Below are 15,218 nucleotides of genomic sequence, written 5' to 3' on the forward strand. Positions count from 1 at the left end.
TTCAGGCGAGCCGCCCGTCGGCCAGCCTGATCGTCTGGTCGGCCATCGCCTGCAGGCTCAGGTCGTGCGTCGAGATGATCGCGGTCATCCCCTCCGCGCGCACCACCGACTGCAGCAGCGCCATGACGCTCGCGCCGCTCTCGGCGTCGAGTTGCCCGGTCGGCTCGTCGGCGATGAGCAGCCGCGGCGAATTGGCGAGCGCACGCGCGATCGCCACACGCTGCTGTTGGCCGCCCGACAGTTCGCCGGGGCGCTGCGCCGCCTGGGCACCGATGCCGACCAGGTCGAGCAGGTGCGCCACCCGCGCCGTACGCTCCTTCGCCGCGGCACCGCGCAGGCGTAGCGGGAGCCCGACGTTCTCGGCCGCCGACAGCATCGGCAGCAGGCCGAACGTCTGGAAGACGAAGGCGAGCCGGTCGCGGCGCAGCGCGGTGCGGGCCCGCTCGTCGAGCGACGTCAGCTCGATGCCGTCGACGACGACGGTTCCGCTGGTCGGCTCGTCGAGACCACCGAGGCAGTTGAGCAGGGTGGTCTTTCCCGAGCCCGATCTGCCGACGAGCGCGGCGATCGTGCCGCGCTCGACGCTGAACGAGACGTCCTGCAGCGCGTGCACGTCGCCACCCGCCGAGCCGTAGGTGCGACCCAGCCCGCTGACCGTGACCATGGGGGTGTCCTGCGTGATCATTTCGCGTCTCCGTCCGGCGCGCGGTCGGGCCACACACCCACGTGGTCGGATGCCAGGTCGAGGCGCACCCGGCTGCGCAGGCCGAGTGCTTTGCGGTAGTCGGCGGGCAGTTGCAGGCGCCCGGCGCGGTCGAGCATGGCATACTCCTCGGCGATGACGGCAGAGGTCCCCCACTCGTCGATCTCGGTGCGCCGCACCACCTCCGACGACGTGCGGCCGTCGCGGATCGCCACCGTGCGCTGCACCTGCCCCGAGACATCCGAATCGTGCGTGACGATCACCACGGTGGTTCCGAAACTGGTGTTCGCGGTGCGCAAGGCGGCGAAGACGTCGGCGCCCGTGGCGGTGTCGAGCTCGCCCGTCGGTTCGTCGGCGAACAACACCTGCGGCCGGTTCGCGAGCGAGACGGCGATCGCCACGCGCTGTTGCTCGCCTCCCGAGAGTTCGCCCGGACGCCGGTCGGCCTTCGCACCCATGCCCATGGCCTCGAGCAGTTCCGCCGTGCGGCGGGCGCGGGCCCGCGCCCGCACCCCGGCGAACGACATCGGAAGGGCGACGTTCTCGGCGGCCGAGAGGTACGGCAGCAGGTTGCGCGAGGTCTGCTGCCAGACGAATCCGACGACGGATCGGCGGTAGGCGAGACGGTCGGCGGCCGACATCCGCAGCAGGTCCCAATCGCCCACGCGGGCCCGCCCCGCGGTCGGCACATCGAGCCCCGACAACACGTTGAGCAACGTCGACTTGCCGGAGCCGGACGCGCCGACGATCGCGATCATCTCGCCGCGGTCGACGAGCAGGTCGAGGCCCTGCAGCGCCTGCACCTCGATCTGCTCGACCTGGTAGATGCGCACCACGTTGTCGCACACGATGAGGGCGTCCGCCCCGAACTCCGAAGCCGGTCGCGCCGGCGCATCGGTCTGCGTCATGTCGTCTCTCCCACTCTCAACACTTCTCCCGGCCGGTCGCGGCGGTGTGCCACGACGTCGGCCACAATCGCGATCGCGCACAGCACGACGCTGCCGGCCACGACGAGAACGACCGTCGCCGGGTCCACCCGCAGTACCGGGTCGCCGGTGCCACCCGTGAGGATGCGCAGGCCGAGCGCCGGGCCGGATGCCACGAAAATGGCGACCCCGGCGGCGGCGCCCCCGACGAGCGCGGCGACGACGAGGGGTGCGAGTTCGGCGAGGGCGAGCACCCAGCCGAAGCCGCGCCGCACCCCGAGCGTGCGCAGCAGCGACAGCGACCGTGACCGCGACCGGCCGCCCCCGGCCACCGTGGTCACGAGGGCGACCGCAGCGAGCAACGCCACCGCCGCGACCGATAGCTGCGTCATCCGCTCGACCCCCTGAACGAGCTCCTGGTCGCGTCGATCAGCGAGCCACCGCGCGCGGGTGACCAGTTCGGTCGCGTCGGTCGAGGCGGCGGCCGCGGCTGCCCCGTCACCCATCACGAGCAGCGTGTCGGCGGGCGGGAGCTTGCCCAGCCGCTCGCCCAGCGCCCCGAGATCGGCGTAAGCGATCGGCCCGGAGAGATAGCCGCCCGGCCCGCCCTCGAACGTGGCGACGACACGCACGGGCACGCGATCCTCCCCGAAGACCATCACGAGCTCGTCGATGTCGACCCGTGCCGCGAGCCGCTCGTCGACGAGCACTGGCAGCGCCTCGAAGTCAGCGGACGCCGTGGCGAGGTCGTCGAGGGCCGCGCTGTCGGGCGCGAGGCGCGCGGGGAGCAGACGCGCGACGTCGGCGAAACCGGGGTCGACCGCGATTAGGGTCCCCTGCGTGGATGCCGCACCGCTGTCGAACCCCACGGCGCGGGTGACGAGCTGTGCACTGGCGGCGGAGACACCCGGCGCGGCGCGCACGCCCTCGGCCACCCCCGCGCCGAAGACGCCGGTCGCCCTGGCGTCGGCGCCGATCCGCTGCCACGACGCGTCGACCTGCCCCTCCCGGACGGTCTGCACGAGCAGGGAACCGCCGACGACGAGGGCGACGGCGATGGTGAGCGCGAGCAACGGCAGCACGGCGACCGCCCGGGTGGCGTGCGCGGCCGCGAGCACACCCACCGCGCCGCGGGAACGCGCGGCGACGGCGCCGATCCCGCGCACGACCGGCGGTTGCACCCGCAGCACGACGAGAGTCACGGCGGCGGCGAGGAGGAGCGGCGCGGCAGCCAGCAGGGGGTCGGTGCCGTCGGTGCGCGCGGCCACCAGTCCCCGAGACCGGAGCGACGCGAGCGCGGCGACGGCCAGCAGGATCACGGAAAGCTCAAGCACGAGGCGCCGGATACGGGAGCGCGCGACGAGCTGCTGCCGGTCGCGCCGGTTGGCCGGCTGGCGCCGACCGCTCCACGCCTCCCGGGCGAGCAGCATCGCCCGAACCGGCAGAGCCAGAACGGCTACCACGCCGACGGCGGCGAGCGGTAGCGGATCGGCGAGCGGCCCCGGCGTGACCAGCGCGGCGATCCCGAGTCCCAGCCCGGCGCCCACGACGGCGAGCACCAGGGATTCGGCCAGCCCCCCCACGGCGACCCCGCCCAGTGACGAGCCGCGGGCGCGCTCGAGGGCGAGGTCGGCCGAGCGGCGACGCACGATCAGCCCGCCGACGACCAGCATGACGGCGGCCACAGCCCCGAACAGCCCCGCGATCATCAGCGTCATCTGTGCCACCGCAGCCGCCGCCCGGTCGCCGTAGCCGCGCAGGGCGTCTGCGAAGTCGGTGCGCACGTTCACGGTCACGCCCGACCCCGCCGTCAGTGGAGCCGCGTTGGCCTCGAGCGCATCCGTCTCGGCGATCACCGTCGTCACCAGCTCGCCCGAGAAGCGCTCGGCGCGCAAGGGTAGCCGCACCGATGCGACGAACGGGTCGAAGAACAGCTGCTGGGCAACGGCGATGCCCTCCGCGTCGACGAGCAGCGTCAGTTCGACGCCGCTCCCGCCCAGGCGGGACTTGTCGACCTCTGGCGCCCACATCGTGGGAAGGTCGCACCACTCCGACGCGCAGACGGTCGCCGAAGACGGGTGGGCGGATGCCACGATCCCCACGACCTCCGCCGCGACCACCGTCGGCGGCTCGTCGGGGTCGGCGACCGGAACGGAGGCGTTCAATACCGTTCCGACGGCGAGAGCCGCGACATCCGCGGCCTCGCTCGAGACGACCACCTCGACCCTGTCTCCGTCCCCCGTCCCGGCGGGCAGCCGCCCGTCGACCAGCGTCAGTCCCGACTGCTGGTCGGGGCCGAGCAGGCCGAACTGCGCCTCGATCCGGGCGGCGCCGGCGACGGCCTCCGCGCGGGTCATCCGCACGCCGGGGCTGATCGCCGAGACCGTTGGCGTGTCGGTGACCCGGGCGAGCCCGTCGGGAAGGTTCCCCGGCACGGTGGCCGCCAGGTCGACGATGGCGGGCAGTGTTGCGAAGTCCGACGCGACGTTCGGGTCGCCGACCTGTGCCCGCACGATGATGTCGGCGGTCGGGCCGGCTTCCGCCACCGCCTCGCGCGCACCCCTGTCGACGGCGTCGAGCACGAGGCGGGGCACGGCGACCGCCAGCACCGTGGCCAGGCACAGCAGGGCAATCCACCCCACGAGCAGGGGAGCGTCGCGGGAAGCCCGGCGACGCACGAGCAGGGCTGTCGCCCCAACGAGCGAACGGAGGGAGGTATTCCGGCGGGTGCGCCCCGATGCCGGGCGGCGCCGGGTGTCGGGCGCGCTCACGGTTGCGCCCCCTCGCGCAGCAGGTGCGCGGGCTCGGTGAAGCGCTGCATCCGGGCGACCAGCAGCACGACGGCGGCGAGCACCGCGACGATCCAGGCGAGGAGGAGGGCGATGCCGAGCGGGGGCACCTCGACCACGACGGAGGGCACGGTGGGCGCGCCGGTGGGCGATACCGCGACGAGCGGTCCGACGAGCCACGCCAGCAGCACGCCGATGGAGATGCCGAAGACGGCCCCGAGCAGACACATCAGCAGCGACTCGGCGCCGACAAGCCCCACGAGGCGGCGGCGCGAGTACCCGATCGCCCGCAGCTGGGCGAGCTCCAGTCGGCGCGAACGCAGGCCGGCCGCGCTGTGCACGCCGAATCCGACGGCCGCGAGCAGCGTGCTCGCGGCGATCGCGACCCAGAGCGCCGCCTGCGTCGCGACGCGGAGCGGTGCCTCCTGCAGCCGGTCGCCGAGCAGCGCCGAACCCACGGCGGTCACGCCCGGAGGCAGCGCATCGAGGAAGGAACGGGCGTCGGAGGCCGGAACGCCGACCCACCACTCGTCGACGAGCGACCCTTCGGCACCGGCCTCCACGAGTGAGCGCGTGAGCAGCGTGGTGTCGACGACGGCGAGCTGTGCGGCGGCTCCGCCGAGCGCCGGGGTGGGCCCGGCCAGGTCGGCCGTGCGGGCTGCGCCGGGTACGAGCGGGGCGACGGCGGCAACGCGGATGGTGGTGGGGAGACCGCCCACACGCACGTCGAGCTCGGTGCCGACCGTGAGGCCGAGCTGGTCGGCGATTTCGCCGGCGAGCACCGCGGGCACGGCGGCGTGCGGCCGCCAACCGACGAGCGCGTAGTTGCCCGGGCTGCTGCGGAGGTCGAGCGGAACCGTGACGCCCAGACGCAATTGCCAGCCGTCGGGCACGCCGTTGGTCGCGGGCAGCGACGAGTTGCGTGCCGCCGCGGAGCCGAACCAGCCGTCGTCGCCGGCCTCGACCGCGACGGGCTGCGGCTCGCCCGACGCCGTCGTGCCGGCGAGGTCGGAGAGCAGCACGTCGGCGGGCTCCGGGGCGCCGCGAACCACGGGCTCGTCGCCGCTGGTGTCGACGACCCTCACCTGGAGGCCAGCGAAGCGCAGGGTGCCCGTCGCCGACGCGGGAGGGAGCTCGCCGCTCACCTCGTGCGATGCGCCGTCGCCGTCGATGCGGCCGAGAGGCAGCAGCACGAGCCGTCCGTCGCCGTTCTCGATAACCGCGGTCAGGTCGGCCGCGACGGCTTCGAGCGGTGCCTCGGGATCGCCGAATCGCACCGTCGCGGCGACCCCGGTCGCGCCGTCGGGCAAGTCGACAACGGTCGCGGCGGGCGGGTCGGTCGGGAGGCTGTCGGCGATGACGTCGCCCCCCAGATCACCGAGCTGACCGTCGGCCGCGAGGTCGCGGGCGGCGGGGGTGAGCGCCAGCACCGACGCCAGGCTGCCGCCGAGGTTGTCGGGGTCGCCCGAGAAGCCGCCGATGACCAGCGACCGCCGCAGTGTCGGCTCGGCCGTTGTGCCGGAGGGGGCGGCCACGCCGTCGGCGGCCGCGCCGTCCGCCTCCACCCGCACGGGCGCGCCGACGGCGAAGGCGGCCTGGTCGACCTGCGACCGCTTCCAGGTGTCGAGGAAGCTCAGGCCGAAGGTGCCGACGGCGAGCGTCAGGCTTAACAGCAGCACCGCGGCCGTCGCGCGTTGCGGACGACGACCGAGTTCCCAGGAGGCGAGGGCGACGGTCGCGCCCCGCGCGCCCGAACCGAGGCGCTCGAGCAGCCTCGAGGCGGCGGGAATGAGCCGCGCGCAGACGAGGGCGGCGGCGACCAGCACGATGGCCGGGCCGGCGACGAGCACGGGGTCGACCGTGAGCGTGGCCGACTCCTGCACGGGGGTGCGGTAGGCCTGCAGCTGCCAGTAGGCGATTCCGGCGAGCACCACGAGCGCGACGTCGATGCCCGACCGCGCGACGCCCGAGACGAGGCGCTGCCGGCCGGCGGCCTGCGCACCCTCGGCGAACGACACGTCGCCCCTGATAAGAGGAGCAAGGAGGACGAGCACAAAGACGACGGCGATACCCGCCGAGATGAGCCAGGTGAGCGGCGGGATGCCCGCGTCCGGCGGCATCCCGGCCGCGACCATGGTGGGCTGCGTGGCGAGGAGTCGGTAGGCGAGCGACGCGAGCGGGGGAGTCGCCGCCGCAGTGGCGACCGCGATCACCGCCGCCTCGACAGCCGCGAGAGCCAGGATGTTGCGGCGCGAGGCACCCCGCGCGCGCATGAGCTGGCGCTCCCCGGCGCGTGCATCGCTGTAGAGCCGCGCGAGCTGGGCCATCGCCGCGACGGCGAGCACCAGGAGCAGCAGGCTCACCACGACGACGGTCGACCGGGTGACGGTGAGGCCGGCCGCGACGGCGCTCACGGCCGCGGCCGCGTCGGAGTCGATGAAGACGCTGCCGGCCACGCCGTTCGCGCTGTAGAGGATGTCGATATCGGCGGTCGCCAGCCGGTCGAGCAGGGGCCGCAGCTGCGCCACCGTGGTGTCCGAGAAATCGGGTGTGTACCGCAGGGTGGCGATCGCGACGGGGAGGTCCGCCGACGCGAGGGCTCCCGTGCCGACTACGAGCGGCCCGAACACCACGCTGGGGTTGTAGAAGCTGGTGAACGGGTTGGGGAACTCGGGCTCGTAACCGGCAGAGGCGAGGCGGTCGAGCGCCCAGAACTCGTCGGTGCGGTCGGTCGGCTCGAACACCCCGGTGACGACGGCCGTGACATCCGCGTCCGTCGCCTCGACCACGAGCGTTCCGCCGACGCCGAGCGAGAGCGCGGCCGAGGCCGCGGCCGGAATCGCGACGGCCACACGGTCGCCCGCCGCCGTCTCGCCCGGCCAGTCGCCCGCCACGAGTGTCGCCGCCTGGGCGACGCCGTCGAACTCGCCGAAGTAGGCGAGTGTCGGTGGGGACGGGGCGCGTGGAGCATCCGCGACGGCCGTCACGGGCAGATACGACGACACGGCGCCACCCACCACGGTGGCGGTCGCGGCCGGGGCGTACACGCTCGCGACGGCGTCGGTCACCTCCGCCGTGGCGTCGGCGAGGTCGATGGTCGGGTCGAGGAGGCGCACGTCGAGGTCGCTCTGCTCCGCGGGGATCGCGCCCAGCGCGCCGCGCACGCCGCGCTGTTCCGTCGCCGAGACGAGCAGGCTCAGCGTCGTGACGAGCACGCTCGCGAGTACGGCGACCGCGACCACGCCGAGCAGAAGCCGCCATTGCGCACGGGTGCGGCGAACGGTGGTTCCGACGAGCCACGAGCCGGCCCGGGGCGCGCGCCTGCGCGGACCGTTCTCGCGCGCGGCGATCCGCGTTGCCTGGTGTTTCACCTCGGTCGCTTCTCCGTCATCTTTGACCGGGCCTCAGGAATGCGGCGCCGACGCCAGAGTACAGGCAGCCCGGCCGGCGTCAAGGCGAGCGACGCATAATGATCCGATGATCTCGATCGAACTCGCCAGGGCGTTGCGCGACTCCGACCTCGTCTGGCGTCCCGTGCGCGGCGACAACTTCTGCATCGACCGCGTCGAGGCCGACGCCGAGGTGTACACGCTCAGCGACATGACCGTCGAGGCGCACGAGTTCTCGAGCGGCACGGTCCTGGGTTTCAACGGCACGACGGAGTGGGCGCTCGACTCGGTGGCGCTCGACGACGCCCTCTGGCTGCCGCGCGAAGACCAGTTGCGCGAGCTGCTCGGCGCGGCGTTCCGCTCCCTGGAGCGCGTCGAGAGCACCGAGGCGATCGGTGCCGTCACCCTCGACGCGAGCGCCTACCGGCTGACCGCCCTCGTCGGGGGAGAATCGCGGGCGTTCGAGGCACCGGATGCCGCGGACGCCTACGCCCGGGCGCTGCTCGCGCTGCTGGACGATCTCGCGGGCTGAGGCGTCATCGGCACGAGGGTCGGCTCGGGTTCCGGGGTCACGACGAGACCCTGCGAGCTGTTCGACGACAGGGTCAGGGTCGCGAGCCACTCGCGATTCAGCGTCGGCGGCTTGCTGCCGAGAAACTTGAAGTGCAGCGGGATCGAGGGGTGCAGCCAGAGCGAGCTACGCCCGCCGCCCCCGTCGTTCGACTCTCGCCACGTCATGGAGAAGCTTTCTCCGCGTCGCAGCTTCTGCACGATCACGACGTGCAGGTGGGCGAGAAGCCGGTCGTCGAAGTCGGCTTCGAAACCGTCGTAGGTCAGCAGTCCCATCATTCCCCCAACGTAGGTTGACGCGGGCGTCGAATGGCGGCGATGCAGCCGCCGACGGGTAGTGAGTCGAATTTCGGGTACTCGTCTCGACACTCAGGTGCAGGTGTGAGACACACCATAGCGATTAAGTCTCGGGTTAGCATCCCCCTTTCGCGCGCGGTGAGGGCTCGAAGCACAGGCGCATTGGCTAACATGTTCGTCAGGACGAGCAATTGGAACCGGGGATGACGAGAAAACGTGTGCTGTTCACTGCGGGCGCAGTGATCTTGCTCACGCTCGGCATCAACGCCACCACCGTCGTCTGGCCCGTTTCGACCATCGCCGAGGGCCGGGTCGGCCCCAGCATTCCCCAGGCCGTCGCGCCGATCGCTACGCCCACGACCTTCGCCGTCGTCGGCGATTCGATCTCAGCGCGCGCCAGCCGCGAAGGCCTCGACATGAGCTCCGGATCGTGGACCACCTACGCGTCGCAGGCCGGTGCGGAGTTCGTCGCCGAGGGGTGGGCGCAGAGCGGCGCGAAACTGCTCGAGATGAGTGCCAACGTCACCCCGGTGACCGCCGACGTTCTGGTCGTGCTCGCCGGCACCAACGACCTCGGCGGGGAACTGACCGTCGAGAACCGGCTCATGCTGGTGACCGAGATCGCGGAGAAGTCGGCCGCGCAGCGTGTCATCCTCTCGTCCGTCCCGCCTCTCGACAGGGACCCGGCCGCGTCGACCGCCTGGAACGCCGCCCTGCGGCAACTGGCAGCCGACAACTCGTGGACGTTCGTCGACCCGTGGCAGACGATGCGCACACCGGAGGGCACCTACGTCGCGCAGTACACGCTAGACGGCATGCACCCGACCGGGGAGGCCGCCGTCATCGCGGGCGGGGCGCTGCGCCTCGCCATCGTGGCGACCCCGTCGATGGATGCCTGAGCCGCTCGTCGAACGCGTACTCGCCCTCGCCACACCGGGTTCACGCATCGTCATCGGCATCACGGGCAGCCCCGGCGCCGGCAAGACGACGTTGGCGAAGCGGGTGGTGGCCGGGATCAACAGCGGGTCGGATGTCACGCGCGCCGTGTATCTGCCGATGGACGGCTTCCACCTCGCGAACGCCACCCTCGACCGTCTCGGCCTGCGCGAACGCAAAGGTGCGATCGAGACGTTCGACGGCTGGGGATTCGTGGCGTTGCTCCAGCGTGTGCTCGCCGAACGCGACCACCCCGTCTACGCGCCGAGCTTCGAGCGGGCCGTCGACGAGGGGATAGCCGGTGAGGTGGTCATCCCCCCGGAGGCCGACATCGTGATCGTCGAGGGCAACTATCTGCTCGTCGACCGTCAGCCGTGGAACCGCGTTCCCGGGTTGCTCGCCGAGAGCTGGTTCTGCGAGACCGGCGCCGACGAACGGCTGGCCCGTCTGGTCGCACGGCACACCGAGTACGGTCGCAGCTTCGACGCCGCCCTCGCATGGGCGAGCTCGGTCGACGGCGCAAACGCGCTACTGGTCGAGGCCACAAAGCCGCGCGCCGACCTGCTGGTCTCGGGGACTGCCTGACCGTGCACCACTGCCGTGCCCAATGTCCAGCCTGCGCGCTATTTCGACGCTCGACCTAGTCTGGAATCCGGGCGCGACAGCACCCGACCGACGGGAGAGAATCATGAATCTGGGAAAGTACAGCTCGTATCCACTGCCGGCGGGCGTTCGTCGCTCATTCGGGGTCGAGACCGCCGGTCAGCTCGCCGACCAGCTCGGCGTAAAGGGCGAGATCACCGACGAGTTGGCGCGCGAAGCGGATGCGGCCTACTCGGCCTACACCCGCGGCGACACCGCGGCGGCTCGCGAGTTTCTCACCACGAAGCTCGGCGTCGACGGCGCCGTCGCCGACGACGCACTGGCGAAACTCGCGGCATCCTGATCCTGCGGGCGCTCGCGTGGTGGGTCGCCGATTATGCCTACGCGGTCACCTGGCAGGCGCGCGCGCTGTTCAATCGCACCGACCCGGCGCAGTTCCTGTCGGGTGACCTGACGCCGATCGTCGTGGTGCCGGGGGTGTGGGAGTCGTGGAAGTTCTTGCAGCCGCTCATCACCAGCCTGCACGACCGCGGGCACCCGGTGCACGTGGTGCGCCTGCTCGAGTCCAACAGCCGGCCGGTGGCGGACGCGTCGGAGCTCGTCGATGCCTATCTCGACGAACACGACCTCTCCGACGTGCTGCTCGTCGCCCACAGCAAGGGCGGTCTCATCGGCAAGTACGTGATGGTGAAGGGCGCAGCGGCGCGCAGGGTGCGGGGGATGGTGGCCATCGCGGCGCCTTTCAGCGGTTCGCGCTACGCCCGCTACCTGTTTCTGCCGAGTCTGCGCATCTTCTCGCCGAAGGACGCGGTGATCGTCTCCCTCGCGCGCGAGCTGGTGGCCAACGAGCGAATCGTCTCGGTGTTCGGCGAGTTCGATCCGCATATCCCGGGCGGCAGCTACCTGCCCGGTGCCAAGAACGTGCGTCTCGATACCGGCGGGCACTTCCGCGTGCTCGCCCACCCGCGCGTCATCGCCGAAGTCATGGCGATGGCCGCCTGAACCCAGCGGGTCAGGCCGACCGACTGGCGTCGTCGACGAACGCCAGGATGGCCTTCGCCGTGGCCGACGGGTTGGAATGCACGACGTTGTGGCGGTACCCGGGGATCGTCGCTACCCGCCCGTCGGGGGCGAGCTCGCTCAACGACCGGCACCAGCGGGCGTCGGCGATCGGGTCGTTGCCGCCGCGGATGACCAACACGGGGTGGGACACCAGGGCGACCCCGCGGTCTGTCGCGTAGTCGCGCATGGCCACCGCCTCGGTGAGGAACCACGGAATACCGCACCGCACATAGTTGATCGCCACCATCAGCTGGGTAGCCGGGGGTTCGAGCAGGGAATCCCTCAGCAGCACGACGGACTGCGCCGTGAGCGTGGGCTTGCGCGCGTCGACCACCGGGCCGACGAGCACGACGTGCGAGACCGATTCCGGGCTCTGGCGCGCGAGTTCGACGGCGAACTGCGCGCCCATCGAGTGGCCGACCACGACGACCGGGCCGACGTCGAGCCGTTCGAGCGCGCGCCGCACGATCGCGGCGTACTCCTCGACGGACATCCGGTGTCGGGGCCGGGTGCGGGCACGTGCCAACTCACCGAACCCGGGCAGGTCGAAGGCGATCACCCGGCCCCGTCGCGAGAGGTGACGCGCGAGCCCGGTGAACTCGCGGTGGGAGAGACCGATCCCGTGCAGGAGCAGGAACGTCGGACCCGGTCGGCCCGCCGACGAGGGGACGCTGAACGTGCGCGGGACGTAGTCACCCATTGGGCGCGGCCGCTGGGATACTCTGGGGTCAGTCACTCCGCCATCGTAGGCGCGCGAGTCGCCCACCCCGGCCGTGACCTGAAGAAAGAATCGAGTCACGTGCCTTCTGGCCCCTCTGTGTTATCGGATGACGAGCGCCTGCGCCTCGAGGAGTGCGTTCGGGAGCCGATCCGGGCGCCCGGCTCGATCCAGCCCCATGGCGCCCTGCTCGCCGTCGCGCCCGACACGCTGGACATCATCTACGCCTCCGACAACTGCGCGGTCGTACTCGGCATCGACGCCCGTCTCCTGCTCGGTCGGCCGCTCAGCGCGGTCACTGGCGAATCGTGGGCTCAGGAGCATGTCGATCCGGGCGAGGAGACGGCGAGCGACGGCAACCCGCGGGCCCTGGAACTCGGCGCCAAGCGCTTCGAAGTGATCGTGCACCACGACGGTCCGTTCTCGATCGTCGAGTTCGAGCCGGTCGATAGCGACTACAGCGACCGCATGGCCGTCGCCGTGTACGGAGCGATGCACCGCCTCGCCCGCCTGCGCACGCAGGGTGGTCTATGGCAGGCGACCGCCCGCGAGCTGTGCAAGCTCACCCTGTTCGAACGGGTCACGATCTACTCGTTCCACCCCGACGGCCACGGTGAGATCGTCGCCGAAGAGCTCGAGGACGGGATGGAGCCCTATCTCGGCCTGCATTTCCCGGCATCCGACATCCCCGAGCAGGCGCGTCAGCTCTACCTGACCAAACTCTCCCGCCTGATCGTCGACAACTCGGGCGCGACGTCCGAGCTGTTGACCCTCCCCGCGGACGACGGAAGCGAGCCGGTCTCGCTCGACCTGAGCGCGGCCGAACTGCGCAGCGTCTCGCCGCACCACCTCCAGTTCATGCGCAACATGGGGCAGGCCTCGACGCTGTCGCTGTCGCTCGTGCGCGACGGGCGGCTGATCGGCATGATCACCCTGGCGCAGACGACCACGCATCGCGTGCCCTACTCCCTCAGACAGGGTCTCGAGGTGCTCGCGAACCAGGTCGCCCTGCAGCTGCACTCGATGGAAGAGATCGACCGGCTCACCGCGCAGGTGCACGTGCGGAGCATCAGGGCCCAACTCGTCGATCAGTCCGGCGTCACCGAATCGACGAATACGTCGGACATCGCCGCCGCCCTCTTCGAAGGCAGCCTCACCGTTCTCAACCTGGTGCCCGCCAGCGGCGCAGTTCTGAGTCTCTCGGGCACGCTGACCACGATCGGCACGGTGCCTTCGCCGGAGGCCATCAGCAATCTGGACTGGTGGGCCAAGGTCAACGTCGTCGGTAAGAGCTTCGCCACCGAACGTCTCCCGGCCGAGCATCCGCAACTCGCCGGGCGACTCGTCGGAGTCACCGGCCTGCTCTTCGTGCCGCTCCCCGGCAGCGGCGACTTCATCGCGTGGTTCCGGCCCGAGATCACCGACGACGTGCGCTGGCTGGGCGACCAGACCCCGAGCAACCGCGTGACGACACTCTCCCCGCGCACGTCGTTCTCGGCGTGGACCGAGAGCGTCACGGGCAAGAGCGAGCCGTGGAACGGGCTCGAGCGTGAAGCCGAAGAACTCAGCCGCGACCTCGCCGTCGCGATGGTCCGCCTCGCGGAAGCGAAGCTCGCGGCCCTCGCGATGAGCGACGCGCTTACCGGCCTCCCCAACCGCCGGATGCTGATGGAGCGCCTGTCGAAGGCGCTCTCCATCCCCCTCGAATCCGGCGAGACGACGGTGCTCTTCATCGACCTCGACTCTTTCAAGCAGATCAACGACACGCACGGCCACGACTTCGGCGACCAGGTGCTACTGCACGCCTCGCAACGGATCCTCGAGAGCACCCGCGCCGGCGACACGGTCGCACGGCTCGGCGGCGACGAATTCGTGGTCCTCTGTGAGACCACGAATCGGGACGAGGCGGGGGCGATCGCCGGCCGCATCATCGAGGCGATCCGCGATCCCATAGTGGTCAACGGCGTCGCGATGAGCGTCACGGCCTCGGTGGGCATCGCCGGGGCAAGCGTCGCGTCGTCGGCCGAAGAGCTGCTTCGCGGCGCGGATGTCGCCATGTACCGGGCCAAGTCGATGGGTCGCGACCAGGTCGCCCGCTAGCGCTACTCGCCCTGCGCCAGCTCGGCGAGCATCGCGTCGAGTTCCGGCCCGTTGTCGTCGATGAACCGGGTCTCCCGCGCGACCTGAACGGCGAGTTCCTTGGTGTCGTAGTCGACCGTCTCCGCGCAGCGGAAGTCGGCCACGGCCACCTCGATCTCGTAGGCGCGCCACTCGGCCCGCAGCTCCTCCGAGGGTTCGTCACTCGCGCCCGCGCCCCAGTACTCGGTGGACTGGGCGAAGACGGCGTCGACGGCCGACTGCCTCGTCGCGAGGCCACCGTACCCGGCGTCGTCCATGCAGGTCGACCATTCGGCGTCGATGGGCGCCATCGCCGGATCGGTCAGCTGCTCCTGCTCGAGGGCGTTCATCGCGGCGACGAGCGGTGCGTACCGCTCGCTCTGCGTCGGGTCGTCGCCGGTCACCTCGTGCTGCGCGGCGCCCTGGCAGCCGGCGTTCTCCCAGTCGTAGGCCGGGGTCTCACCATCCTTGATCGCCTCGAGCGACTCGCTGTCGGGGCTGGGGCTCTGCAGGGCCTTGTAGTAGGCCGCCTGTTCCTTCTCCGAAAGGCCGGCGACATACTCCTGGTTGGGATCCTCGGCGATCACCTGCGCGTCGATCGCCGCCGTCTCCTCGGTGGTGGGGAACGCCCCGTAGCCGTGCTCGGCCGCCCAGTTCTCGGTGCCCCAGCCCTCCTCGTAGCTCGAGGCCGTGTCGGCGGGCGTCTGGTCGATCGGGGTGTAGTCGAAGCCCTCGGCCGCCATGCAGGTGGCCACCAGCTCCTCGACCCTCTCCCGCTTCTCGATCTCGTCCCGGGCGTCGTACACGCCGTACATCGCGTCCCAGTAGGGGCTCAGCGGCGTCCGCGTCTCGGGCTGCACGGCGGCGACGCGGTCGTCGTCGGGCTTCGACCCGGTGCCTTCCGCCACGCAACCCGCGAGCGCGAGCGTCGCGGCGGCGGCCAGAACGGCGGCGATGGTCAACAGGCTGCGGTGCATGAAAAATCCTCCGGTGTAGTGGATTCTCACGCTACGGGCGCGCCTCGGAACGCCTCATCGCCCTTTCGGCTTGAGTGCGCGGCAGGCGTCATCCGAAAGTCCGAAACTGGCCGGACGCAAAGAAAAAACG

At 71.4% G+C, this 15,218-nt stretch carries 13 protein-coding genes; 6 read left to right on the forward strand and 7 right to left on the reverse strand.

Going from position 1 to position 15,218, the window contains the following annotated elements; translation table 11 throughout:
* Position 1: 1 nt before the first annotated feature.
* The 4 genes from IEV96_RS14585 to IEV96_RS14600 are packed head-to-tail and all read right to left on the reverse strand — an operon-like array spanning position 2 to position 7,789.
* Positions 2 to 685, reverse strand: a complete 684-nt coding sequence (locus tag IEV96_RS14585; protein WP_229733430.1) for an ABC transporter ATP-binding protein — start codon at positions 683 to 685, stop codon at positions 2 to 4.
* Complete coding sequence (locus IEV96_RS14590; protein WP_188511483.1) at positions 682 to 1,611, reverse strand: ATP-binding cassette domain-containing protein; 930 nt, start codon at positions 1,609 to 1,611, stop codon at positions 682 to 684. Before IEV96_RS14590 ends, IEV96_RS14585 begins: the two co-directional genes overlap by 4 nt.
* Positions 1,608 to 4,400 (reverse strand): hypothetical protein, encoded by a 2,793-nt coding sequence (locus IEV96_RS14595; RefSeq protein WP_188511484.1) that lies wholly within the window; start codon positions 4,398 to 4,400, stop codon positions 1,608 to 1,610. The genes IEV96_RS14590 and IEV96_RS14595 overlap by 4 nt, the downstream gene beginning before the upstream one ends.
* Positions 4,397 to 7,789: an FtsX-like permease family protein gene (locus IEV96_RS14600; RefSeq protein WP_188511485.1), complete on the reverse strand. Its 3,393-nt coding sequence runs from the start codon at positions 7,787 to 7,789 to the stop codon at positions 4,397 to 4,399. Before IEV96_RS14600 ends, IEV96_RS14595 begins: the two co-directional genes overlap by 4 nt.
* A 106-nt stretch (positions 7,790 to 7,895) precedes the next feature.
* Between IEV96_RS14600 and IEV96_RS14605 the strand changes: the two genes are divergently transcribed.
* A complete protein-coding gene (locus IEV96_RS14605) occupies positions 7,896 to 8,339 on the forward strand; it encodes a hypothetical protein (RefSeq protein ID WP_188511486.1) in 444 nt (147 codons plus the stop codon).
* Here IEV96_RS14605 and IEV96_RS14610 read toward each other — a convergent pair.
* Positions 8,294 to 8,656, reverse strand: a complete 363-nt coding sequence (locus tag IEV96_RS14610) for a DUF7882 family protein (RefSeq protein WP_308419491.1) — start codon at positions 8,654 to 8,656, stop codon at positions 8,294 to 8,296. The genes IEV96_RS14605 and IEV96_RS14610 overlap by 46 nt on opposite strands.
* A gap of 221 nt (positions 8,657 to 8,877) precedes the next feature.
* Here IEV96_RS14610 and IEV96_RS14615 point away from each other — a divergent pair, with 221 nt between their 5' ends.
* The 4 genes from IEV96_RS14615 (at position 8,878) to IEV96_RS14630 (ending at position 11,215) form a co-directional block, all read left to right on the forward strand.
* Positions 8,878 to 9,573: an SGNH/GDSL hydrolase family protein gene (locus IEV96_RS14615; protein WP_188511487.1), complete on the forward strand. Its 696-nt coding sequence runs from the start codon at positions 8,878 to 8,880 to the stop codon at positions 9,571 to 9,573.
* Complete coding sequence (locus IEV96_RS14620; protein ID WP_188511488.1) at positions 9,566 to 10,195, forward strand: nucleoside/nucleotide kinase family protein; 630 nt, start codon at positions 9,566 to 9,568, stop codon at positions 10,193 to 10,195. Before IEV96_RS14615 ends, IEV96_RS14620 begins: the two co-directional genes overlap by 8 nt.
* Positions 10,196 to 10,298: 103 nt before the next feature.
* Positions 10,299 to 10,556 carry a hypothetical protein gene (locus tag IEV96_RS14625; protein WP_188511883.1) on the forward strand — a complete coding sequence of 86 codons (258 nt, stop codon included), beginning with the start codon at positions 10,299 to 10,301 and terminating at the stop codon, positions 10,554 to 10,556.
* 122 nt (positions 10,557 to 10,678) lie between these two features.
* Positions 10,679 to 11,215, forward strand: coding sequence for an esterase/lipase family protein (locus IEV96_RS14630; RefSeq protein ID WP_229733431.1), 537 nt, complete (start codon positions 10,679 to 10,681; stop codon positions 11,213 to 11,215).
* Between the two features lie 10 nt (positions 11,216 to 11,225).
* Here the strand turns inward: IEV96_RS14630 and IEV96_RS14635 are convergent, their stop codons facing one another.
* Positions 11,226 to 12,011 carry an alpha/beta fold hydrolase gene (locus tag IEV96_RS14635; protein WP_188511489.1) on the reverse strand — a complete coding sequence of 262 codons (786 nt, stop codon included), beginning with the start codon at positions 12,009 to 12,011 and terminating at the stop codon, positions 11,226 to 11,228.
* Between the two features lie 63 nt (positions 12,012 to 12,074).
* On the opposite strand from IEV96_RS14635, the gene IEV96_RS14640 reads away from it, so the two are divergent.
* Positions 12,075 to 14,093 carry a sensor domain-containing diguanylate cyclase gene (locus IEV96_RS14640; protein WP_188511490.1) on the forward strand — a complete coding sequence of 673 codons (2,019 nt, stop codon included), beginning with the start codon at positions 12,075 to 12,077 and terminating at the stop codon, positions 14,091 to 14,093.
* Positions 14,094 to 14,095: 2 nt separating this feature from the next.
* Here IEV96_RS14640 and IEV96_RS14645 read toward each other — a convergent pair whose 3' ends face one another.
* On the reverse strand, positions 14,096 to 15,088 hold the full coding sequence (locus IEV96_RS14645) for a hypothetical protein (RefSeq protein ID WP_188511491.1): 993 nt from the start codon (positions 15,086 to 15,088) through the stop codon (positions 14,096 to 14,098).
* Between the last annotated feature and the right edge of the window lie 130 nt (positions 15,089 to 15,218).

This window comes from Conyzicola nivalis (genome assembly GCF_014639655.1).
GTDB classification, from domain to species: Bacteria; Actinomycetota; Actinomycetes; order Actinomycetales; family Microbacteriaceae; genus Conyzicola; species Conyzicola nivalis.